This is a genomic window from Alteribacter keqinensis, assembly GCF_003710255.1.
Taxonomy (GTDB): domain Bacteria; phylum Bacillota; class Bacilli; order Bacillales; family Salisediminibacteriaceae; genus Alteribacter; species Alteribacter keqinensis.
In genome coordinates, this window is sequence record NZ_RHIB01000003.1 from 418,511 (window position 1) to 439,430 (window position 20,920).

33 protein-coding genes and 3 pseudogenes are annotated in these 20,920 nt (G+C 45.6%); 21 read left to right on the forward strand and 15 right to left on the reverse strand.

Annotated features, from left to right (window positions below):
- The first annotated feature begins 53 nt into the window (after nucleotides 1–53).
- Both EBO34_RS17330 and EBO34_RS17335 read left to right on the forward strand, forming a co-directional pair.
- Nucleotides 54–452, forward strand: coding sequence for a hypothetical protein (locus tag EBO34_RS17330; RefSeq protein ID WP_122900919.1), 399 nt, complete (start codon nucleotides 54–56; stop codon nucleotides 450–452).
- Nucleotides 453–468: 16 nt separating this feature from the next.
- Nucleotides 469–750: an RNA polymerase alpha subunit C-terminal domain-containing protein gene (locus EBO34_RS17335; RefSeq protein WP_429699523.1), complete on the forward strand. Its 282-nt coding sequence runs from the start codon at nucleotides 469–471 to the stop codon at nucleotides 748–750.
- Nucleotides 751–1,169: 419 nt separating this feature from the next.
- On the opposite strand, the gene EBO34_RS17345 is transcribed toward EBO34_RS17335, so the two are convergent.
- Entirely contained in the window at nucleotides 1,170–1,475 is a 306-nt protein-coding gene (locus EBO34_RS17345) for a hypothetical protein (protein WP_142996808.1), read from the reverse strand.
- 361 nt (nucleotides 1,476–1,836) lie between these two features.
- On the opposite strand from EBO34_RS17345, the gene EBO34_RS17350 reads away from it, so the two are divergent.
- On the forward strand, nucleotides 1,837–2,295 hold the full coding sequence (locus EBO34_RS17350; protein ID WP_122900928.1) for a hypothetical protein: 459 nt from the start codon (nucleotides 1,837–1,839) through the stop codon (nucleotides 2,293–2,295).
- A gap of 919 nt (nucleotides 2,296–3,214) precedes the next feature.
- On the opposite strand, the gene EBO34_RS17355 is transcribed toward EBO34_RS17350, so the two are convergent.
- Nucleotides 3,215–3,685, reverse strand: coding sequence for a hypothetical protein (locus EBO34_RS17355; protein ID WP_122900930.1), 471 nt, complete (start codon nucleotides 3,683–3,685; stop codon nucleotides 3,215–3,217).
- Between the two features lie 265 nt (nucleotides 3,686–3,950).
- Here EBO34_RS17355 and EBO34_RS17360 point away from each other — a divergent pair, with 265 nt between their 5' ends.
- The 4 genes and pseudogenes from EBO34_RS17360 (at nucleotide 3,951) to EBO34_RS17375 (ending at nucleotide 6,162) form a co-directional block, all read left to right on the forward strand.
- On the forward strand, nucleotides 3,951–4,376 hold the full coding sequence (locus tag EBO34_RS17360) for a DMT family transporter (protein WP_122900932.1): 426 nt from the start codon (nucleotides 3,951–3,953) through the stop codon (nucleotides 4,374–4,376).
- A gap of 11 nt (nucleotides 4,377–4,387) precedes the next feature.
- Entirely contained in the window at nucleotides 4,388–5,050 is a 663-nt protein-coding gene (locus EBO34_RS17365) for a Crp/Fnr family transcriptional regulator (RefSeq protein ID WP_122900934.1), read from the forward strand.
- A gap of 15 nt (nucleotides 5,051–5,065) precedes the next feature.
- Complete coding sequence (locus EBO34_RS17370; protein WP_122900936.1) at nucleotides 5,066–5,548, forward strand: DMT family transporter; 483 nt, start codon at nucleotides 5,066–5,068, stop codon at nucleotides 5,546–5,548.
- A gap of 168 nt (nucleotides 5,549–5,716) precedes the next feature.
- A pseudogene (locus EBO34_RS17375) lies at nucleotides 5,717–6,162 on the forward strand (GNAT family N-acetyltransferase).
- Between the two features lie 115 nt (nucleotides 6,163–6,277).
- Here the strand turns inward: EBO34_RS17375 and EBO34_RS17380 are convergent.
- The 3 genes from EBO34_RS17380 to EBO34_RS17390 form a co-directional block, all read right to left on the reverse strand.
- Nucleotides 6,278–6,565, reverse strand: a complete 288-nt coding sequence (locus EBO34_RS17380; protein WP_183163934.1) for a YesK family protein — start codon at nucleotides 6,563–6,565, stop codon at nucleotides 6,278–6,280.
- Between the two features lie 142 nt (nucleotides 6,566–6,707).
- The gene (locus EBO34_RS17385; protein ID WP_183163935.1) at nucleotides 6,708–7,400 is read right to left on the reverse strand and encodes a VOC family protein; all 693 of its coding nucleotides are present in this window, start codon (nucleotides 7,398–7,400) and stop codon (nucleotides 6,708–6,710) included.
- A gap of 200 nt (nucleotides 7,401–7,600) precedes the next feature.
- Nucleotides 7,601–8,299: a DJ-1/PfpI family protein gene (locus EBO34_RS17390; RefSeq protein ID WP_122900940.1), complete on the reverse strand. Its 699-nt coding sequence runs from the start codon at nucleotides 8,297–8,299 to the stop codon at nucleotides 7,601–7,603.
- A gap of 223 nt (nucleotides 8,300–8,522) precedes the next feature.
- On the opposite strand from EBO34_RS17390, the gene EBO34_RS17395 reads away from it, so the two are divergent.
- The 7 genes and pseudogenes from EBO34_RS17395 to hepT all read left to right on the forward strand — a co-directional run.
- Entirely contained in the window at nucleotides 8,523–9,224 is a 702-nt protein-coding gene (locus tag EBO34_RS17395) for a YdeI/OmpD-associated family protein (protein ID WP_122900942.1), read from the forward strand.
- 48 nt (nucleotides 9,225–9,272) lie between these two features.
- Nucleotides 9,273–9,479: a hypothetical protein gene (locus EBO34_RS17400; protein ID WP_122900944.1), complete on the forward strand. Its 207-nt coding sequence runs from the start codon at nucleotides 9,273–9,275 to the stop codon at nucleotides 9,477–9,479.
- Nucleotides 9,476–9,679, forward strand: coding sequence for a hypothetical protein (locus tag EBO34_RS17405; protein ID WP_122900946.1), 204 nt, complete (start codon nucleotides 9,476–9,478; stop codon nucleotides 9,677–9,679). The genes EBO34_RS17400 and EBO34_RS17405 overlap by 4 nt, the downstream gene beginning before the upstream one ends.
- Nucleotides 9,680–9,750: 71 nt before the next feature.
- A complete protein-coding gene (locus EBO34_RS17410) occupies nucleotides 9,751–10,395 on the forward strand; it encodes a hypothetical protein (protein ID WP_122900948.1) in 645 nt (214 codons plus the stop codon).
- Between the two features lie 309 nt (nucleotides 10,396–10,704).
- Nucleotides 10,705–11,190, forward strand: a complete 486-nt coding sequence (locus EBO34_RS17420) for a tetratricopeptide repeat protein (protein ID WP_122900952.1) — start codon at nucleotides 10,705–10,707, stop codon at nucleotides 11,188–11,190.
- Nucleotides 11,191–11,364: 174 nt separating this feature from the next.
- Nucleotides 11,365–11,706: an avidin-fold protein gene (locus tag EBO34_RS17425; protein WP_183163936.1), complete on the forward strand. Its 342-nt coding sequence runs from the start codon at nucleotides 11,365–11,367 to the stop codon at nucleotides 11,704–11,706.
- An 82-nt stretch (nucleotides 11,707–11,788) separates the two neighbouring features.
- Nucleotides 11,789–12,045, forward strand: a pseudogene (gene hepT / locus EBO34_RS20995) (type VII toxin-antitoxin system HepT family RNase toxin); the annotation flags it as partial.
- A 42-nt stretch (nucleotides 12,046–12,087) separates the two neighbouring features.
- On the opposite strand, the gene EBO34_RS17435 reads toward hepT, so the two are convergent.
- Both EBO34_RS17435 and EBO34_RS17440 read right to left on the reverse strand, forming a co-directional pair.
- Nucleotides 12,088–12,309: a hypothetical protein gene (locus tag EBO34_RS17435; protein WP_122900956.1), complete on the reverse strand. Its 222-nt coding sequence runs from the start codon at nucleotides 12,307–12,309 to the stop codon at nucleotides 12,088–12,090.
- Complete coding sequence (locus tag EBO34_RS17440; protein ID WP_122900958.1) at nucleotides 12,306–12,881, reverse strand: GNAT family N-acetyltransferase; 576 nt, start codon at nucleotides 12,879–12,881, stop codon at nucleotides 12,306–12,308. The genes EBO34_RS17435 and EBO34_RS17440 overlap by 4 nt, the downstream gene beginning before the upstream one ends.
- Before the next feature lie 252 nt (nucleotides 12,882–13,133).
- On the opposite strand from EBO34_RS17440, the gene EBO34_RS17445 reads away from it, so the two are divergent.
- The 5 genes and pseudogenes from EBO34_RS17445 (at nucleotide 13,134) to EBO34_RS17460 (ending at nucleotide 14,766) form a co-directional block, all read left to right on the forward strand.
- Nucleotides 13,134–13,358: a hypothetical protein gene (locus EBO34_RS17445; RefSeq protein ID WP_122900960.1), complete on the forward strand. Its 225-nt coding sequence runs from the start codon at nucleotides 13,134–13,136 to the stop codon at nucleotides 13,356–13,358.
- Between the two features lie 65 nt (nucleotides 13,359–13,423).
- Complete coding sequence (locus tag EBO34_RS17450) at nucleotides 13,424–13,795, forward strand: hypothetical protein (protein WP_122900961.1); 372 nt, start codon at nucleotides 13,424–13,426, stop codon at nucleotides 13,793–13,795.
- Nucleotides 13,792–14,106, forward strand: a complete 315-nt coding sequence (locus tag EBO34_RS17455; protein ID WP_122900962.1) for a hypothetical protein — start codon at nucleotides 13,792–13,794, stop codon at nucleotides 14,104–14,106. The genes EBO34_RS17450 and EBO34_RS17455 overlap by 4 nt, the downstream gene beginning before the upstream one ends.
- A gap of 9 nt (nucleotides 14,107–14,115) precedes the next feature.
- Nucleotides 14,116–14,319: a DUF5412 family protein gene (locus tag EBO34_RS20795; RefSeq protein ID WP_183163957.1), complete on the forward strand. Its 204-nt coding sequence runs from the start codon at nucleotides 14,116–14,118 to the stop codon at nucleotides 14,317–14,319.
- Between the two features lie 109 nt (nucleotides 14,320–14,428).
- Nucleotides 14,429–14,766 (forward strand): annotated as a pseudogene (locus EBO34_RS17460) (glyoxalase superfamily protein).
- A gap of 150 nt (nucleotides 14,767–14,916) precedes the next feature.
- Here the strand turns inward: EBO34_RS17460 and EBO34_RS17465 are convergent.
- Nucleotides 14,917–16,248 carry a short-chain fatty acid transporter gene (locus tag EBO34_RS17465; RefSeq protein WP_122900964.1) on the reverse strand — a complete coding sequence of 444 codons (1,332 nt, stop codon included), beginning with the start codon at nucleotides 16,246–16,248 and terminating at the stop codon, nucleotides 14,917–14,919.
- 274 nt (nucleotides 16,249–16,522) lie between these two features.
- A complete protein-coding gene (locus tag EBO34_RS17470) occupies nucleotides 16,523–16,744 on the reverse strand; it encodes an FtsW/RodA/SpoVE family cell cycle protein (RefSeq protein ID WP_336511451.1) in 222 nt (73 codons plus the stop codon).
- A gap of 28 nt (nucleotides 16,745–16,772) precedes the next feature.
- Here EBO34_RS17470 and EBO34_RS17475 point away from each other — a divergent pair, with 28 nt between their 5' ends.
- A complete protein-coding gene (locus EBO34_RS17475) occupies nucleotides 16,773–17,834 on the forward strand; it encodes a sulfite oxidase (protein ID WP_122900968.1) in 1,062 nt (353 codons plus the stop codon).
- 106 nt (nucleotides 17,835–17,940) lie between these two features.
- On the opposite strand, the gene EBO34_RS17480 is transcribed toward EBO34_RS17475, so the two are convergent.
- Nucleotides 17,941–18,195, reverse strand: coding sequence for a hypothetical protein (locus tag EBO34_RS17480; RefSeq protein WP_122900970.1), 255 nt, complete (start codon nucleotides 18,193–18,195; stop codon nucleotides 17,941–17,943).
- Nucleotides 18,196–18,321: 126 nt separating this feature from the next.
- Between EBO34_RS17480 and EBO34_RS17485 the strand changes: the two genes are divergently transcribed.
- Nucleotides 18,322–18,987, forward strand: coding sequence for a hypothetical protein (locus EBO34_RS17485; RefSeq protein ID WP_122900972.1), 666 nt, complete (start codon nucleotides 18,322–18,324; stop codon nucleotides 18,985–18,987).
- 110 nt (nucleotides 18,988–19,097) lie between these two features.
- Here EBO34_RS17485 and EBO34_RS17490 read toward each other — a convergent pair whose 3' ends face one another.
- From EBO34_RS17490 to EBO34_RS17510, 5 genes are all read right to left on the reverse strand, one after another.
- On the reverse strand, nucleotides 19,098–19,316 hold the full coding sequence (locus EBO34_RS17490) for a hypothetical protein (RefSeq protein WP_122900974.1): 219 nt from the start codon (nucleotides 19,314–19,316) through the stop codon (nucleotides 19,098–19,100).
- Nucleotides 19,317–19,341: 25 nt separating this feature from the next.
- The gene (locus EBO34_RS17495; RefSeq protein ID WP_122900976.1) at nucleotides 19,342–19,551 is read right to left on the reverse strand and encodes a hypothetical protein; all 210 of its coding nucleotides are present in this window, start codon (nucleotides 19,549–19,551) and stop codon (nucleotides 19,342–19,344) included.
- Nucleotides 19,552–19,772: 221 nt separating this feature from the next.
- A complete protein-coding gene (locus EBO34_RS17500; RefSeq protein WP_122900978.1) occupies nucleotides 19,773–19,985 on the reverse strand; it encodes a hypothetical protein in 213 nt (70 codons plus the stop codon).
- Nucleotides 19,986–20,076: 91 nt separating this feature from the next.
- Nucleotides 20,077–20,445, reverse strand: a complete 369-nt coding sequence (locus EBO34_RS17505; RefSeq protein WP_122900980.1) for a YhfM domain-containing protein — start codon at nucleotides 20,443–20,445, stop codon at nucleotides 20,077–20,079.
- A 19-nt stretch (nucleotides 20,446–20,464) separates the two neighbouring features.
- On the reverse strand, nucleotides 20,465–20,887 hold the full coding sequence (locus EBO34_RS17510; RefSeq protein WP_122900982.1) for a GNAT family N-acetyltransferase: 423 nt from the start codon (nucleotides 20,885–20,887) through the stop codon (nucleotides 20,465–20,467).
- Nucleotides 20,888–20,920: the final 33 nt, after the last annotated feature.

The following is a 20,920-nucleotide window of genomic DNA, read 5'->3' on the forward strand; positions in this document are numbered from 1 at the left end:
CGTAAGTGTTAGAATAAAATGGAAGATAAACCGATTTGGAGTGGAGGATGAGGATGGTGAAACCGGCATTCAGGCATGGGGTAATCGTTGGCTGTCTCGCTTTTGTCCTTTTTTACGGGATTAATCTGCTGGTGGGAGAGTCCGGGGAAATCATGCAATCATTCGGTATGGCCGGCATGATCATTGAAGAAAAACACCATCATATTGAACCCGGAGACTATACCGAAATGTGGATCATCGGCTATAACGCTTACGAAAAAGAAGCAAACAGGGAGCGGTACAAAATTTTCATCGAGGAAGCGATGGTTTACAACCTCATCGAAGAAGGAGAGCAGTATATGGTGTCAGCAAGCTCCATCCGGAAAGACGAGGAGTACGGATATGTTTATGAACTCCTCCAGATTGCCAATCAGGAACAGTACCAGCTGACCGGCAGCGGGAGGATAAAATAAGACAGGAGGGATGATCATGTCAGTAACGAAAACGTGCGAAAAGGGGCATACCTTTCAAAAAAGCAGTGACTGTCCGGTTTGTCCGATTTGTGAAAAAGAGCGGGCACCGGCGGAGGGCTTTCTGTCCACACTTTCTGCACCGGCGAGGAGTGCCCTCGAACATGAGGGAATCCGTACGGTGGAGCAACTCTCCCGATACTCGGAAAAAGAGGTGCTGCGCCTCCACGGTGTGGGGCCGGCCTCACTTCCGAACCTGAGGAAAGCGCTGGAGGAGAGCGGGCTGTCGTTCAAAAAATAGGATAATTATGTGTGAAAGAGGTTTTTTTCAATGAAGTTAGACCAAGGTACATTGGTATTTTGCATGATCTTTTTTATCCTGTTCTGGACAAGCTATTTCTCGTTCAATCACTTTTCTCCTGGTACGGTCAAAATGTAACAGGAACGATTATGATGACGCTGTTGTTTTTAGTGCCTGGCAATTATGTGATCGCTCATAAAGGGAAGAATTTTTTGTCTCGCAGTTGAAGCTGACTATGGAGTAGAGGAGCTCCTGTAAAAGAGGAATTTATAACCGACACCAGTTTATTCATCGACTTCCCCAATTTGTTCTTCGAGTTAATCACGACTCTCCCAAAGAGCTGAACCTATAAAAGCCCCATACTAAACAAAAGCCATGGAGAGCCCCTTGCCTCCATGGCTTTCACGCTTTTCACCTTTTCAATAAACCATCTCCGCATTCGGAAAATGCCTCTTCACTTTCATGGAGTACGTCTTCACCCCGCCACCGATTATTTCGCAGTACATAAAGTTCTCGTGCCGGAAGATGATGTTCTCCAGCTCCTGCCTGACCTTTTCATCGGGCTCATAAGCGGCGATCCGTTCAAGCCAGCGCAGCTGGGTCAGGTCAAAATAAATACCCGTATGCTTTGTGAAGGCAAAAATCGTTTTCGCCGGCCACACCGCTCTTCTTTTTGACTCCATCGGCTGGTTGGGACTCGAGCAGGTCCCAAAGTGACTGGTCACTTCTAACTTTCATGGTCTGGGAACGAAACATCTGCAGCGTTACCTGAATAAGTTTTGTTATTTCTCTTTTGAAGGCCGAGCCGGGTCGTGTTGAAGTTTACCTTGAAGGACCTGCTAATGCAGGGGATATCAGAGGTGAAATTGAAGCCAGTTTGAGTAACATTGATGAACCAGAATAAATCAGTCAGAGACCCAGTGGTTATTAAACGAGCCCCTGGGTTATTTGTGTTTTTTTTGGTGAATGAGTACATGGACGGGTCTGTTCTACTTATGAGTCGGTTATTAAGATTGGAACTTTAGGAGCAAATGCCAACTTACCGGCATAGCATATAATAATTTCTTATTAAGAAGGTGGGAAAAAATGTATTATTACCCTTACCGTCAAGAGTGGTCCTCAGTATTAGAACAGTTAAACCAGAGTCTGTATGGTGAAGGAATGGTTTGTTCCATGACTACACAATTGTTTTATATTCCAGCTACTGCGGGATTAGAGGGAAATCCCGAATTGCACCGACACCTTATACCAGCTTCTTATCATCGTGTAACCGCTGTCGGTTCTGTTTACCGGCTACAAAACGGAGAATTCGATGAGTCCATTATTCATACGCTGACTTCATGTGTTAATAAAGGTCTTCAAGAAGATAAGGAAGTAACGAGGTGGTTACATGTAATGAGAGACAATGCACCTGAAGGATTTGAATCATTTATCGAAAACATTATAAATTGGCAGCGGGAAACGGAACAAACCCTATCCGCTGCCAAACAACTCATTGAGCAAATGGGATATGATACTGAAGATCAGAATGGTGTCTCCTATTAAAAACAGAATTCCCCGCAAACATAATAGTGTATAAGGTTGGTTAGAAGAGAGGGAGCCTCATCTATTGAGACTCTCTCTGCCGGAAAGAGGACTGTTTAGAAAAAACGTCTTCGCCTTAGAAGGAAAATGGAGGTAATTTAGAAAAACGGAATAAAGATTCTTCTGAACGGGGAAGTGCGAAGAACATTCCTCTTCTTTGGTTTACCCCGTCTGCAATCCCTCGAAAAACTTGCCCGTTGCGATTTCTTACTTCTACCAAATCTCCTTGATATGCCATGGCTAAGCGTTGCATAGTAACTTCCTTTCTTGTTCAAAAGTGTATTTGAAATGACTCCTTGGCATAAGTCTACGTTTCACTATAAAAAATGTTTGGACAGAACGGAAAGATTCCTAATTTGGTGAAAGCTTCTACATAAAAGTTGGGAGATTTGGCCCTTAGGGTTGTTGCAGGGAGAGATATTGTTAATAAATGTGTTGATGCTGTCTCCATGAAAATGATAGCGCCCTCCATTTTTTATATAAATATCAGCCTCGTGGTTACCTGAAAGAGTAAGAATCATGGGTGATGCAGTTCGGACACCAAGATCGTATCAAGAATATTTCACTACACTTTTTACTTATTCTTTTGGAATTACGAGCATTATAGTATTGGCTGTTTATTACATAAGTAAAAGAAAAGGCATGCCCAATCAAGAGATATTTAACAAAGGTTAGCACAATTCTTATTGACCTAACGAGTGCGGTATTTGAAGAAGGGAAGTTAAAAGCTTTGAAAAAGCACCTGACGAATTCAGGTGCTTTTTATATTGTTAATATGGATGTGATCTTAATTTCGTTTCACGTTATTTTCATTGTTTTTTAGATAATGTCTCCCAAAAACCGAACCCGTTATCATCAACCTCCATGGCTTTAACAATGGTCACATTTTCGAAAAAGACACCGGTGCATTCGGGAAGTGCTTCTTCACTTCGGTGAAATACGTCTTCACTCCGCCGCCCATAATTTCGCAGTACATGAAGTTCTCGTGCCAGAAGATGATGTTCTCCAGCTCCTGGCTGACCTTTTCATCCGGCTCATAAGCCGCAATCCGCTCGATCCAGCGCAGCTGAGCCAGGTCAAAGTAAATGCCCGTATGCTTCGTGAAAGCAAAAATCGTTTTCGCCAGCTCATATCTAACACCCGCATCGTCCGAATGCTTAAGCTCGCTGGAAATGGTAGAAAAGCATAATAGAATCGAAGGGTCGCTCTCGATCGTCCGGGTCGTAAAAGACGCTCTCAGTTTTTGCAGCACATCTATCTTTTCACTGTGATTTCCGCTGATCAGAAGGGACATGGAGCCGAGTACAGTACAATAAGAAACACGTTTGCCGTTCATTCTGGTTACTGCCATATCGATCACCCCTTTTACTAGATAGTATGACCAGACAGGTAGAAAACATTCATAGTTTTCGAGTTTTTCACCGTGAGCGGGCAGCCGGAGGGCGGAATTCATGAAAGTGGAAGAGGGTTCAGGAAAAAAACTTGTGGATCCAGGAAAAACTCCGTGGATTCAGGATATACCCCTCTTCCCCTACTAATTCTTCCTCCAAGGACATATGTCCTTTCCCAACCTCCTCCTTCTGTACTTTAATAGAGCAAGAAGGAGAGATGTAAGCATGAAAGGAATTATTTTTGCCATCCTCGGCGGCATGTTCATCACGCTCCAGGGCGTGGTGAACGCAGGCATCAGCCGGGACATCGGCATCCTGCCGGCCATCACGGTCACACAATTCACCGGATTTCTGCTGGCACTCACCATCCTGCTCGTCGTCAAAGATGGCAGCCTAACTCAGCTGAAAACCGTCAAATGGCCGTACCTGTTCGCCGGCTCATTCGGCCTCCTCGTCATCTTCAACGAAGTCACCGCCATCAACATGGTCGGCGTCACTTTTACCATGGCCGTCATCCTCATATCCCAGATCGTCATGGCCGTCCTGATTGACACAAAGGGATGGTTCGGGTTAAAAAAACAGAAGATAAAACTGCCACAGGTCGTCGGCATCAGCCTGATGATCCTAGGCGTCATCATCATCCAGCTGTAAGGAGAATCTCTATGAACAATACCTACATTCAGAAGTTCGACCTTGACCCGGTCATTCCTGCCAGACTCCGGGAGCACATGACCGTTCATGATTATAAAAAGGGCGAGAAGATCTGTGAGCAGGGTGAAGCCATTGACCACCTCTATCTTCTTGTTGAGGGAAAGATTAAGATTTTCACAAGCTCCGCCCAGGGGAAGATTCTCGTCCTCTGCTTCAAGAAGCCTCTCGAGGCCATTGGGGATGTGGAATATGTGAGAAAAAGTGCGGTGATCAATACGGTGGAAGCCGTCACCCCGGTCAGGGTGCTCAAAATGCCGTACCGCGCCATCGACGAGTCCGGCGCTTCGTCCGTGCCGTTTCTCCAATTTCTGCTTCGGGTGATTACCGAGAAGCTGCACACCGACTCAAACTTCACGAACTTCAATCTCCTTCACCCGGTGGAAACCCGTCTCGCCAGCTACCTCCTGTCGGTTTCCCCGGAAGGCGAAGACAACCCTGAGGAGCTCTCAAACATGGTGGACGTAGCCAACCTCCTCGGCACCTCCTACCGCCACCTGAACCGGGTCATCAACATGATGATCAAAGAGAAGTGGATCGAACGGAAGAAGGGATACATTACGATTCTGGACAGGGAAAGCCTCCGGAAGCTTGCTGATCCTGTCCTGTATGAATAGAAAGAAGGAATAGTCATGATCTTTGGAATCATACTCGCTGCAAGTGCCGGGGCGGCCATCAGCCTCCAGACCGTGTTTAACAATAAAGTAAACGAAAAGACCGGCTCGTGGACGACAACGGCACTGGCCCTTGGAATGGGCTTTGTTTTTGCCCTCGTTGCCACCGTAATGGCAGGGGAGCTGAACGTGTATCAGCTCGCCCGGATCGAGCCGTGGTACTGGTTCGCCGGAATCACCGGCGTCGGCGTTGTGTTCTGTCTCGTCCAAGCCATCAAGCGCCTCGGACCCACGTTTACAATCTCTATTGTACTGACCGCCCAGCTGAGCACCGCCCTCCTGTCCGACTCCATCGGCTGGTTCGGACTCGAGCAGATCCCGTTCAGCTACACAAAGCTGGCAGGCATCTTCGTCATCCTCATAGGCGTCCTCGTCTTTAAAGGCGTCATCAAGCTCCCAAGCCCGGCAGTTGCCCGGGAAAGCCGTAAGCATACGGCATAGAATGGTGTTCGTCCCGGGCATCTGGCCCCTTGTTTAAGCAAACAAGCGCTGGATGATAAGTGAGTGAGTAATAGAACAGAAGGGGCATAAGAGGAGAATTCAATTCTGATAAAAAGGAATACAACATTCTTTATGATAAGCAAGGCTATGATAAAGGAGATTCCAAACATGAGTCACGTGTATTTTAGAGATATTGATGAGACAAATGAATGTATGGTCAGAAATATAACGTTAAAATCCGGGCAGGAGACATACATTGAATCGGTCGAGGAATGCCTTAAGAGGCCGGTGAGCACAAGGAATGGCATCCGGTAGCGATCTATTATGACGGTGCAATTGTCGGCTTTGCCATTTACGGTTCTTTTGGCCTCAATAAAGATACTTGGATTGACCGGATTATGATCGATGAAAAATATCAGGGCAAAGGCTTGGGAAGAATGGCGATGAAGGCCCTTATTGATACTGTATCCAAAGAGTATGGCGTGAACGTAATCTACTTGAGTATTATTGAGGAAAATAGAGCAGCGCATCGTTTGTACGAAAGCATGGGGTTTGAATATATGAATGAAAGAGATCCAAACGGCGAACTTATATTTAAGTATAAAATTCTGTAAAGTAACGAGGACTTGATGCAGAGGAGAGTTTTTAATGAAATAAGGGGGAAAACGTATAGAGGACAGATTCCCCCTTTATCTAAACCAAAGCACTGCTTTTACTTCTTCTTCACCTTCAGCTGGAGAATGTTCTTTTCTTTTTCACTAAAGAATACACGTAGACAGTCAGCCCTGCTAACAGGCCTATGGCAACAACTGCAAATGAAATCATGCCGACACCCATCCCTTCCCATCCCCCGATGAGAAAAATGCTCACCATTAAAAGTGTTAAGCCGAGCAGACTGATCAAATAAGGGAGAAAGTACATACCAAACTTTCGGTGAAAGATGCCTAAAAGGATCCATCCGGCGACTGTTACTGCTAATAACCCATAAATAATCCACAACATCATTTCTACTTCCATTTCCATCCCCCCGAAACTAAAAGAATATAACCATATAAAAACACGGTATTCATTCTGCAGTGTTTGGAATGCTTCCTCGTATTTTTTCACCCCTTCAGCTGTCGTTCGCAGATCCTCCATCTTTTTCCTTATATTTTATACTTTAATGGATTGTTTTACCATCATGTTGAACAGAAGTTATAAAGGTTTTACTGTCTTTCCTCTCAACCGAAAACTGCCCCATCCCTTCAATGGTCCCTTCACATGGATAAAATTCCGCAGCCTTTTTTGTGAAAAACCATCTCCGGCCCTCTTTTACCGTGATAAAAAGACCATGTTCATCTCCGACAGGCGTCAGTCCTTCATTGTCCTCTTTCCAGTTAGGCAGTCCTAAATCATTCAGTTTTCTCACGAATGGGATAACGTCATCCACCACGATCCCCAGTTCACTGATGCAAGTGAAATCTCCGGAGGAAAAACGATGCTCCACGGCATTGTTCAAATTGTGGCGGGCAATGAATTCCAAGATGTTTCCTGACGGGTCTTCAAAATAGATGGCGTGGGCGTTCCAGCTTTCAAAGAAGACTTCATCAGAATCATTTTCTGTATTTAACTCTACTTTTGACGCGATCCAGGATTTTGCCTCTTTCCTTTTATTTTCCGGAATATTCACAGCAAAATGGTACACCGGTTCTGAACCGGGCTCTGATTGTTTAAAAACCAGATTAGTTGATCCGATTTGAACAGAGAAATGGCTTTTGTCTTCACTATTTATGTGAAGCTCAAGCACCTTTTTATAGAAATCTTTCATTTCAGTTAATTTGTGTGTAAATAATGTAATGTCTTTGAATCTCATTTTTCTTTCCTCCACTTTTGTTTATGAATGTAGTGTAACCGGAAAAAGGCATTTTTTCGTGGGAGCAGTGTAGGGAAAAACTTAAGACCCTGGTTGGAGGATTGGCTGCTCCCATTCCGTTCCAGGGGTAAAGAATCCAGTCAATTTGACCCGGAAGTCACTCTGGTTCACAGTCGGAGGAGGAATACGATTGTTGACTGCTATTTAATCATGTTAAGAATGTTTCTTGTGTTCTTAATCATTCCCAGTAGACCAAGCTCTTTTTTCGCACCTTTGGTTAGCTTTTTTTCCGCCGTCTTTAAGATGTTTTCATCAGCATTGGAATAATTGCCGGATTGAAAGAGTGGTTGCGGGTCATATTCTATTGTGAGTTGAATTGCTTTTGTTTCCACTTCTCCGACAATTTTATTCGATAGATATAAAGCCATATCGATCCCCGCAGACACTCCTGCGGCAGTTATGTACTTCCCTTGTTCCACTATTCTTTCCCGAGTAGGTATGGCACCGAAATCGCTTAATAGATTTATCGGCTTCCAATGTGATGTTGCTTTTAACCCTGATAGCAGGCCGGTGGAAGCAAGTAATATCGACCCTGTGCATACAGAAGTCGTCCATTTCGTGCTTTTATCTACTTCTTTTATCCATTCTATTACGTTTTTTTTCTTTATTTCATTCAAAAAACCGATTGTAGAACCCGGTAATAGTAGAATATCTGCAGATTTTATATCATCGATACTATGTTTCACATTAATGTCAATAAACCCGGAGTCCGCCTTTATATTCCCTGGTTTTTCTGCAACAAATAATACGTCAGTATCATTCATGTGTCTTAAAATTTCATATGGACCAATAGCATCTAGCATTGTCATCCCATTGTAGACATAAATAATGATCTTCATCAGTTGCCTCCTTTAAAGTTCCCCCTAAAAAAATCTATCTTCTTCTAATTTAACATAAATATCCAAGTGCTTCTTGTCTTCGGTGCCTGTCACCACCCGGATTTTGTCGAAACCATAGGTCTTTTTAAGACAGGGTAGCAGGAGCTCTCAGACTCCGCCCAGCTACTGGATAAAGATGTTAAACTAGAGACAGAGCAAGAGATGAAAATGAGAGGTGAAAAGGATGTCGAAATCAATTGTTGAAAAACTGAATCTGAAAAAATATCAATCCCCGGCAATTATCCATCTGCCGGAGGGGGAAACGCATTTTGACGGGCTTGAAACGTATGAAACCGAGTTAACACCGGGCAGCTCCTATGACCTTATTTTTGCCTTCACATTGGACATGCCATCGCTGCAAAAGATGGTCGGTGACGTGATCGAGCATCAGTATTTAAAAAAGGGCGGCTATATGTTCATTGCTTACCCCAAAAAGGGAAACAAACGCTATCCTGCGTATATCCACCGGGATGATCTTTTTGAGGGAGTCGGAGCTGATGAGAAGGGCCGCATTGGCACGAGTACGATTACATTTTCCCTCATGGTCAGCCTGGATGAAACGTTTACCGTTGTGGGCTTTAAAGACGATTCGAAAAGCCCGAAGAAGTCTGCGAACAGGGCGAGTCAATGTGTGGATGATTACATAGAACAGATTCCTGATATTGAGAAAGATCTCGAGCAGGTACCGGATGTTCTTCAGTTTTACCAGTCCCTCACACCGGGGTATCGAAAAGACTGGGCCAGGTTTGTCTACAGCGCCAAGCAGGAAAAAACGAGGGATAAGCGCCGGGAGGAAATGAAGGCCATTCTGTCCGCCGGTCACAAAAGCCGGGACCTGTATATGAGGGCGGTGCCTGCCGCAGACCGAAAGCTGCCGAAAGTCTAGGAGACAGAAGCAGGGTCTCTTAGTGTTCGAAGTAAAGGAGGTACGTTAGTGAAAACCTATACAATTTTATTTGCGATTGTCTTTTTGATGCATCTGGTTACCCTCGTGAACCTGACGCTCTTCAGCGGGGAATGGAACGGGATCGCGCTGTGGCTTTCCACCGGTCTGTTTATCGTTGCGGTGTATTATTTCGGCATTGAATTCAGGGTGAGAAAGCGGCTTGAAAAGGAAGAGTCGGGGAAGGGTGCCGGTTGAAAAGAATCGCGGTGATTCTTTGTTTCGTTATACTGACAGCCTGCAGCGCCGGTGATGAAAACGATGACGTCCAATGGGGCGAATACAGTGATTCCGCCGTACAAAGGCTGGAATACAGCAACATTGATTACGAGGTGAAAGACGGACAGATTTTTATCAGGGAAAAGGATGTAAACAAGGCGCAGAGTTGTTGTTCCTGACAAGCAGGTGAAACATCCCCCGTGGTTAATCCGTATAAGCAGACAAGTCACCTAAAATAATGGGGGTAGAGATGCTGTTAAAAAAAGGGTTGTTTTTGTGTGTAACGGTTTTATTTTTGAGTGCCTGCAGTATGAATCTGAATGCTGAAGAGGAAAAAGAAGAATTGAGGCAGAAGCTGCTTGAAGTCAATCGTACAAGCCCGATTGAAGAGATGGACAAAGCCCACATCGATGAGGCGGTAAGTGCAGCCTCTCAACTGGATCTTGAGGGAAAAGACCGGGACCGGTTTGTTCTTTATCATTTAATTTATGCAACGAATGATATAGAAATGGACAAAGAGGACGTTTACGAGAACAGCCAGTTAAGGCTTCAGTACGAGGAAACATGGAAGGATCTCGCTGTTGAAAGGTATGGAATTCAAGTGGAAGAAGAGAGGCTCCAGGAGATTATAGAGAAGGATGCAACGGCATTAAAAGATGATGTCTTTTCTCCGGATAACCCGGAACGTGATACACAGCTTTATCTTGCAGAGGAACTTGGATACAGTGTAGACGAATATGTTTATCAGTTTACAGCGCCTATTTTTGAGCAGAGGGAGATACGTGAGAACTTGTATCCACTGCTGGAAGAAGAATATGGCACCAGGGCCGACCATGAAGTGAGTCATCAATACCAGATGGAAGTGATTGATGAAATCGTAGAAGCTCAGTTCTGATTCGAGGAGTAGGGGGAGGCTCAATGATGCTGCATTATTTCCCGGCTTATTATTGGAAGATTCTTGCGGTTTACAGTCTGGCAATGGTCGCAGGCATTCTATTCATGATATACCCGACGTGTCGCTTTGGCTTTTGTCAGCTATCTTTTTTGTCTTCTGCATTCATCCGGTCGTCTTGATCACGACCGTTTTACTGTTAAAAAAAGAAAAGCCGGCTGGAGAGCACGAAGCTCATCTGGGCAGGTTTACTGATGACCAGCCCGGTGTTGGGGCTTGTGTTTTTCTTCTTTTAGAAAGGAGATGAACGTTATGAAAAGAGAGTTCGATAAAGCAATTGAGTTACGCAAGAGCGGACACCACAAGGAATCGAACAAGCTGTTTATGAAGCTTGTTAGTGAGTTTCCTGACGATGCGTCGGTCAACTATCAATGTGCCTGGAGCTTCGATCTTTTGGGAGAAGAAGCGAAGGCTGTCCCTTTTTATGAAAAGGCCATCGAGTCAGGTCTGCCCCCGAAGGAGCTGGAAGGAGCCTTCCTTGGGTTGGGCAGTACATACCGGACACTGGGAGAATATGAAAAGTCGAAAGAAGTGTTTTTGAAAGGGATCGGATTTTTCCCCGGCAACAAAGCCCTTCAAACCTTTTACTCCATGACTTTATATAACCTGAATGAACATCATAAAGCGATGGAGCTGCTACTGAAATGCCTGCTGGATACAACCCAGGACGCCGGTATTTTAAGCTATAAAAGGGCGATTGAATTTTATTCGGACAAGCTGGATAAGACGTGGAAGTAGACGCATGGAAAGCTGCCATCACACAGAATCACAAAGGAAAACGCATTGATTTTGGCATAGGAAATCATATGCGTTTTTTTAGAAAGCAGTCGTAATTTCTGCTGGTAAACTTGAAATTAACATAAGTAAAGGTTAGCATATCAACAAAACTCAGAATGACAAGTGGGGATAATAATGCTGAATTACAATGGAAAAAGATTTGTTTCAGTTGCTAATTCTGAAAACGGAGAGGTTTCTTCAAAAACGTTTTTTGATTACAAACAGGAACGTAACATTCTTTCAGCTACATATAGTGGAGGTGAGATAGTAAAAGGCACATTAATTGGTATTGTGGAGGATAATGGTTGTTTGAATTTTAAATATAACCATGTAAATACAAGAAATGAGATTAGAGGAGGCCAATGTTATTCCACTCCCGAATCTCTATCAGATGGTAGAATTAGACTACATGAGAAGTGGAAATGGGTTGATAGTGAACCAACCGAAGGAACATCTACAATTGAAGAAGTAATCTAAAAATAAATAAGGAGAGAATAAAGCTGTTTTTTCCCGAACTGCTTAGTCATTTTTATCTCTAATGTAAAAGTACTTGTCCTTTCTTGCCATGCACATCGTATCAGAAGAAAACTCGGACTTCCTCAAACGAGCAGAGACGCTTTTTCCATACTGGAAAAGGAAGGTATGCTTGAACCTTCCTTAAATAAGCTGATGAAGGCGATGGTCGGTTTTAGAAATATTGCTGTCCACGACTATCAGGAGCTGAACCTTATTATTCTCCAAAGAATACTTGAAAATCACCTGCAGGATTTTCAGAGGTATACAGAATCCATCCTTAAGGCCGATGCAGGGGAGTGAAAGGATATATACTTAAAAAAAGACCCTCCGCGGGGTCTTTTTTTACCCATGAGCAGCCTTCTTTTTTGCCGTAAAGGATAAAGGCAGTGCGGCTGCCGGGACAAGGGGCAGCAGGGTCATCCAGAAGGAGAGGCCGCTGAAGTATAGCGCGACCACCAAAACCGCGTTGCTGCTCAGAAAAGCGGTCATTTGTGATTTTTTGATTATCCCACAGACAAACAGGAGTACACCTAAGGCGCCGGTGAGCATGATACCAAAGGTCATTTCTTTTCACCCAATGCCGCTGAGAGTTGGGTCGTATCGTCCGCCCGGTATTCATTCTGCAAAATCCCCATATGGATCACGTCATGCCACTCGCCATCCCGGTAAAGCGTCTGCCGCGATACCCCCTCCTGGTAAAAGCCCAGAATATTGTACAGGTTGATCGCCTTCGTGTTGAAGGAATATACCTTCAGGGACAGCCGGTGCAGGTTCATTTCAAGGAACGCGTATTCCATCAGGAGGCCCATGGCTTCCTTACCACAACCCTTTCCCCAGGAACGTTTTTCTCCCAGGTCGATAATGCACTCGGCATTCCGGTTCTTATAATCAATATTGATAAGAGAGGTCACACCGATCGGGGTGTCCGACTCTTTTTCTACGATTATATAACTCTTCGAAGCAGAAGTTCCGAGAATAACAGACTCCACAAAGTCTCTCGTTTCTTCAAGCGTATATGTATCAAGGCTGGGGCTGGTGTAGCGCATCACTTCCAGGTCATTTCGCCAGCTGTGATAACGTTCCGTATCTTCCAACGTCATCTTTCTCAGTTTCAATCTTGATGATTCCAGGAACACGGGCATCCTCTCCTTTATGAGTGTGTATGGTTAATTTTAACATAACGAAATTTGGCAACCGGCTGTTTTTTGAGGCTTTGTGTAAAGATATGCGGATTTTGGGTGGATTTAATGCGGATGAATATGAATTTATGCCGGATTTGTGTAAAGATAACCAGCTCCAATCCAATTAAATGGGAAATGATACTTTTGGCTTTGTTTGCGAAACCTTCGCTCTCACTCGCTCGTATCCATTAGCAGAGGTGAGGATAAATGACGGAATTACGATACTATGATTTAGGGGAAAAGAAAGAGATTTTCCCGGAGCCTGTGAAATCCGACGGCTTTGTTTTCGTGCCGACGGAAGGCGATACATTGCTCGTGGACGGCTGGGGATATATTGTAGGGCAAAGAGAGTTCTCCTATGAACAAGGGATTACAAAAATTACTGTATACTGCTCACGGGAACGAAAGAAGCGGAAGAAGCAGGAGAGGTAAAGAAACTGTTACCAATTTCTTCCACCTGTGATAGACTGTAGGTGTCATAGAATGATGGAGGCTTTATGCGTACACTGTTTGTTGTTTTATCACTCTTGCATGTGCCGTTTCTAATCAGTTATATAGAATATTACAACCGTTTTTACGGAGAGTTACCCTTGACGCTCGGGGTGCCGTTTTTGATTCATATCGGCTTTGCGGTTGGGATCGGGATTATTTCCGCCCGGATTCCACTGAGCTGGTTTCTCATTGTGAATCTGTCCCTGCTCCTGAGTCATGTCCTTTTAGCCGAATGGTTTATTGCTGAGGAGCATGCCTACTGGTTTAAACCGTTCGGCCCGACATGGACGATTTTTCTCTCTGCTTCTTTTTACTTTGCCGTGCAGGGGATTGCCCGCTGGGGTGCTTTCGTTGCGAAAAAGGGAATGCAGGTATGACGAGATACTATCATTTCGGGGGATTTTACGTGTGCACGATCTGTTTCCTTTTCACCCTTCAGCTTATTTATGCCATGACGAATCACACGTGGACCGTCTCCCCGCCGGCGGCTGTTCTCTGGCTTTTTGCGGCTGCTTCCCTGGTTCTCGGTATTCTTGGTTTCCACTATAAGCCCGGCCACGTGGCAAAAATCAGAAACTGGACCACGGTGACCCTTTCTTCCTTATTGTGCATTGTTCTTTTCCTGGGGGTACTCCGGTTTCTTTTCATATCAGAGGAATTAATGAAGACCGAGCATTCGCCCGATTAAACGTATACGATCGATTTTTACCTCACAAACGGGGGAGCAACGACGGCCTTTGGGGTGATCGGGAAGATTGACGGTCCCCTTTGGTTCAACAAAACCATCTATAACGAATACCGGATGGACAAAGCGGACGTGGAGTGGCTCGATGATCATACCGTTACCATTAACGGCCGCACGCTGGATCTGGAAAAAGGCGAGACGTACCCGGACTCGTGATAAAAGTCTTTTTGTGAAAGGTGATGTTTAGGATGAAACTGTTTTTTAAAGCAGGCCTGGTGTTCCTCTTTCTCGCCGCTTTCTTCAGCAAACCGAGGGTGGCGAAAGGATGATTACACCGATTTTTCGGGTGTTTGACGTGGAAAAAGCGAAGGAATTTTATCTTGCCTATCTAGGTTTTGAGGTGGACTGGACGCATCAGTTTGAAAAGGGAATGCCGCTTTACATACAGATGGGGAGGTTGTCATTCATCTGTCGGAACATTACGGAGACGCTGCGCCCGGAAGTGCGATCAGAGTTGAAGTGAACGACCTGAAAAGCTACCACGGAAAAAGCGTATTCTATGCGAAACCTGAAATCGAACAAATGCCATGGGGTACAGAAGAGTTCACAGTGACAGATCCGTTCGCAAACCGGATCACGTTTGTTCAGAAAAGCGGGGAATGAAGGTGAGCTTCCTGGATGTACATATTGAGCTGAAATTCATTTTGCACCGAAAAACGAGGTTTTTTTGCAGATTAAATAAGAATAACCCAGTCAAAGCTGACTGGGTTATTTTTATTCTATTCAATTGCTTAATTAGTCCTCCTCCGTCATTTACAGCAATACAAGCCCGAGGCCGATAATGATGCCGCTCAGGAAAAGAACGATCACACAAAAGCCCATGATGTCCCGGGCTTTCAGACCGGCAATAGCAAGTGCTGGAAGCGCCCAGAACGGCTGAATCATGTTCGTCCATGCATCTCCCCACGCAACGGCCATCGCTGTTTTCGCAGCGTCGACGCCGAGTTCACCACCGGCTGTAAGCATAATCGGTCCCTGGACTGCCCACTGGCCTCCACCTGAAGGGACGAAGAAGTTTACAATCCCCGCACTCATAAAGGCAAACAGAGGAAAAGTGGTCTCGTTGGAAATGCTCACAAACCACTGTGAGACATCTGCCGCAAGCCCTGATGCCACCATCATCCCCATAATCCCGGCGTAGAACGGAAACTGAATAATGATGCCGCCAGCATTTTTAACGGCGCTGGCCACACTGTTCAGGAAATTTTGCGGTGTTCCGTGCAGCAGAATACCGAGGAATAGGAACAGGAAGTTGACGATATTCAGGTTCAGGTCAAATCCGTTTTGCACAAGGTAATAAATGAGGAATATGATCCCCAAGATCCCCGTCACAAGAGAAACGAGCCGGCTTCGCTCCAGACGTTTCGCCGGTGTCAGCTCATCGATTCCCAGAAGGTCACCGTCGACCGTCGCGGCTGTTTCGTCGTCTTCCAAAAGTGCCGGATCCACGTTTACCGCTTTTTTCTGATCCATCATCAGCCTGTTGAGAATTGGCACGGTAATAAACAGAGCCGCTACAATAGCAAGGTTAAAGGGGGCGAAGATCGTTTCACTTGTCGGGATCAGCCCGATCAGGTCTTCCGTAAAGTTTCCGCTCGTTGCAACCGTAAGCGGAACAGAACCCGCAAGTCCCCCGTGCCAGACAATAAATCCGCTGTACGCACTGGCGATTAGAAGACGGTAGTCCACGGTGGTGACCTTTTTGGCCAGCTCCTTTGCAAACAGCGCCCCGATCACAAGACCGAAGCCCCAGTTAATCCAGCTTGCCATCAATGAAACGATGGTGACGATAACGATCGCCTGGCCGGGAGACTTCGCAAGCCCCGCCAGCTTTTGAAGGATCCGCTTAAAGAACGGACTCGATGCAAGAACATACCCGGTGACGAGGATCAGCACCATCTGCATGGCAAATTCAAGCAGATCCCAGAACCCCCCGCCCCAGTGAGCCACCATATCCATAGGCGTACTCGGTGTCAGAATCAGCCCCAGTCCGAAAACAACGAAGGTCAATACTATCACGAATAAAAACGGGTCCGGAAGATACCGCTGCATCATCCGGGTCGTAAAACTTGTAAGCGCATTCATTTTATGTCACAACCTTTCTGTTAAAAAAATGAGTCCCACGGGTTCCTGCAGGCCTAATCTGCACATGTAAAAATATTGCGAATTTTTACCGCGCAGGTTTACATTAAAGGTCACTCATTCCCCCCTTCTACCTCCTATTCGACAAAAAGAGCGTATCCCCTGCAATAAAAAAAGCACCCGATCTCAAACAGGCCAAAAGTACAAAGTTAAATGCACGGAAATCTCCGTGCATTTTTACGTTGATCCTTAAAAACCGGGGAAGTCATCCCTTTTTCTACACCTTAACTTCCGTTCCAATTGTCGGCTCCACGATATCCTTTCTCCTGTAGACATTCAGGGTCAGCCCAAGAATGGCAGAATAAAAGAACAGTATGCTCCCGCCATAGCTTATAAAGGGAAGGGAGACGCCCATAATCGGAGCCACGCCAACCTGATAAACACAAGCAACACGGATGAAGAGGTATTCTGACGGGCTTACGCTACATAATCTTTTGATAGGCTACTTCATTTATCAGGAGGTCATTATGCCCTATCCATTTGCAAGGCCCTACCTCACCACCTGCGGGCTTGTACCTGAAAATCAGGAAAGTCCGATTCACTTTATCGAACCTGAAATTACATCTGCCCGTTATCATTTCAGAAGAAATCATTTTCTCTATCCCAATCTTTTGTCTTTCACCTACTGGATTCCAATCCGGGGTAACGTGGAAAGACCCATGTGGATTTCTTTAAAGGAGTTATACGATCTGCCTTCTGTCACTGTATCTGCCTTATTGGAGTGCGCCGGAAATAAACGCAGCCTGTTTGAGCCGAAAGTCTTTGGCGAGCAGTGGGAAAAAGGAGCAATGAGCCAGGGAAACTGGCGGGGCGTTCAACTGCGGATACTTCTTGAGATGGCAGGCATTCAGGAAGGGTCGGTTGAAGTCGTGGTGGAAGGCTGTGACAGAGGAAAAAGAAAAGATTCAGCCCAGGAGGTTTCGTATACGAGAAGCCTCCCCCTGGAAAAAGCGATGCACCCCGACACCCTTGTTGCCTATGCATACAACGACAGACCGATACCTTTTAAACACGGCTTTCCCCTGAGGCTGATCGTACCGGGCTGGTATGGCATGGCCTCCGTAAAATGGATCAAACAAATCGAGGTTTCAGCCAAACCATTTACCGGTCCTTTTCAAACAAAAGATTATGTATATTACCCCGAAAAAGACAGTGACGCAGGTGCCTTCCCGGTCACGGCAATGAATGTGAACAGTTCGATCCTCCATCCCACAGACAGAGATATCCTTTCAAGAGGAATCCATGTTATCGAGGGTCTCGCCTGGAGCGGAAGTGAGGAGATAGTAAAAGTTGATATCAGCGTGGATAATGGAACTTCGTGGGCAGAAGCCGAACTTGATAATGACGGTGAGAGCGGCTACCACTGGATACGCTGGTCTTACGAATGGGAAGCATCTCATCCCGGCGAATTTACCATTCTGAGTAAATCAACGGACGCATCGGAGCAGGTCCAGCCGTCCAGTCCGTTATGGAACCGCAAAGGATACGGCTATAATGCCGTTGATAAAGTAAAGGTGAAGGTTGAATAAACAAGGGGGCAGGCGGACTTTTCCGTCTGTCCCATATCTATGTACCAGACCCCGTTTACCCTGAAACACAAAAGAAGTGCCTCCCGAGCCCGGGAGACACCTTCAATTAAATCCATTTCCTTTCCATCGCAAAAAACACGTAGCTGTATTCCCCACCGTGCTTTTCATACAGGCTAATCTCACTCTCAATCATTCCGATCACCTGCTGTGCTCCGGTGTTGTGTTCGTACTTCCTTTTCATCTTCTCCAGACTGGCTTGAAGAAGCTCATAGTACTCCCCGGTCCAATCAGACGCCGGAAGAACAAAGTGCCCTTTCGCCTCGTAGCCGTTCATGGTTATCTGCCCGAGGTTTGTATCCACCGTGGCCATGCCGCTGTTAGAAGTAAGATACCTTTATTTTACCAGAGGGACAGCGTTTGCGTACATTTATGGGTTTGTACTTCCTCTTTATAAGGAAAAGTATTCCATATGGAAAGGGGACTTTCGATGAAGAAAACAGCATTGTTTTTTACCCCGCTCCTGTTCCTTGCAGCCTGCGGAGAAGAGACCGAACGGGAGAATCTCAGCCCGGAGGATATCCTGGAACAGGCATTGGGCACCTATGAGAACAAGGGTGACATTTATTACCGTCAGACCCTTGAACGGAGGGAAGAAGTAAACGGTGTAGAAGAAACGGAAATGAGAGAGCTTAGGTTCTGGCAGTTTGAGCAAAGCGACGGTCAGGTGATGGAGAGAAGGGAAATTACGGAGGATAATGAACCGACGGAATACTATGTCACGGACACGGAAAGCGGGGGCGTGCTCTTTTACAGAGAAGGCTCGGATACGGCCAGTATTCATGAAAGGGAAGAGGGACCGATCCATACAAGAAGTGATGACATTCGCCGGATGATGGAGTCGGACAGCGCAGAGCTGGCCGGTGTGGAAGAGGTCAACGGCTTTGAAGCTTACCGCCTCACCTTTTCTGACGAGGAGGAGATCCTCGATTACTGGTTTGAGGTGAACGAGTTTTATATTGTTCGGGAAGAAACCAAGGGAAGTGATCCGTACGTGTTAGCTGAAGTGCTGGAGTTCGACCTGGATCCGGACTATGATGAATCGCTGTTTGACATGGACAGTCTGCTGGGTGAAGATGTGGAGGTTTTTAAATAAAAGATACTAGTTGACGGCTCAGATACAGAAGAGTTATAACCGCGGAAAATCGGGATTCAAACAGAAAAAAACCCGCTCTGTTTTAAGACAGAGCAGTTTTTTTTCCTCACTTAATATACTCTTGCGGCAAGAACAGCGAGCACAGTAATAAATGAAATCTTCATAGCATTTCTTACAATCGTTAAAAAATAGTCCGGATACGGTTGGACGGATGTCGAGTATACCCCCATTGCATCTGGGGTTGTGGAGTAGCGGTCTGTAAATACCAGTAACAGTGCAAATGAAAGTATAAAAGAATAGACAGTCGTTTTTACTGCCAATTTTCCCAAGTCACACACTCCATCTGGATCTCTCTTATTTCCACTTCTTAAACAGGTTAAAAAGACTGAACGACGTCTTCTTGTAAACTTTGTTGTAAGCGGCTTTCTTCGGGCTCTTTACCCATCCCATGCCCTTTTTGCCGTAGCCGGGTGAGACTGTGCTCTTGACGGCCCGTTTTGCTCTTCCGGTCGTGCGGGCCTTGAGAGACTTCTTGATACTAGGTTTTCGGATGCCTATTTTCATAGCTTTACCCCCCGATTCTTTTCTGTATTTTTGTTACCATTTTAACAGATTTATCGTTGAGAATTCGTGAAAATGGGGGAGGGGTTTGTCGAATGACCGATATATTCTGAGTAAGGGTCGATAAAAGAAGATTAGAGGTCGATAAAATGAGGATAAGGGTCGATAAACAAACATTAGTGGTCGATATCCACCCCCCGCCGCCTGCGGACGGGGACGTAACCTTACAGTAAAATCGCCATGGCCGCAAAAAGGGTGCCGAAGCCGATGGAAGCAATGCCGATTTTAATTCTGTTCACAGATTTACGGGCAAGTTTGTGCTGTGTCTCGTTGTCGGTGTCCATGTTTTGATACTGCTTGTTAAGCCAGAAAAACTGCAGTCCGCCCAGTACGAGAAAAGCGAACGATAAAAGGGCCAGCGTGATGCGGGGTTCCAAATGAATCCTCTCCTGTTCAGTAAAAATACTACCTCCCATCCTACCACACGGAAAGGTCTTATGACAGAGGAGCTCCCCGCAGACAGCCCGCTCAATCCCTGTGAACGCGGATCCAGTCGTTCACCTGGCCCGCTGCACGAGGCGATAGTGAGTAAATCGTATGGGTGTCTTCCGTGTTCATGACCGTCCCGCTCTCCGGACCCGTCCAAAGAAAATAGCTCTCTTCCCCAATGTCCACCTTAAAATGAGGGTCATCCATATCCACAATCCCACTCTGTTTTTTAGCCCCGTTCACCGCCTTGGTGAAAATTGAAATGTCCTCATCATCTGTAATCACCACAGCGGAATCCTCATTCACATCGCTGAAGCTGTTCATCTCGTAAAGGGTGACTTCAACCACATTGGCAGAGCAGGCAGACAGGAGCAGAGCAAATAAAAGAAGAAACATTGGCTTTTTCAATGAAAAACGCCCCCTTTTTCTACAGCTCTTTTTTCAAATAATAGTGGGAGAAGTCCCTTCCCACGCCGTCGATTTTCCCGAACACCTCATAGCCGTGTTTTTCATAAAAGCCGAGGGCCTGGAAGCTGAGCGTATCCACTTTGATGAAATCACAGCTTCTCTCCAAAGCGATCTGCTCCATTTCCTGCAAAAGCTTCGTCCCGTATCCGGATTTTCGCAGTTCAGTGTCCACAATGAGTGTATCGATCTCCAGCCAGTTCCAGCACACGGCTGCTAAAATCCCGCCCTTTACATTCCCGTATTCGTCTTTAAGCACCAGGTTGATCTGCTCATACCGGTCTCTTAAATCCTTTGGGAAGTGGGCCAGGTTATAGTAAAAAAGCTGATCATTCACATGTTTAATGTCTTCTTTGTCTTCTGTTTTTGTAATGGTTATCTCCATGTTTTTTCTCCTTCAATCCTCATTAATAGACTC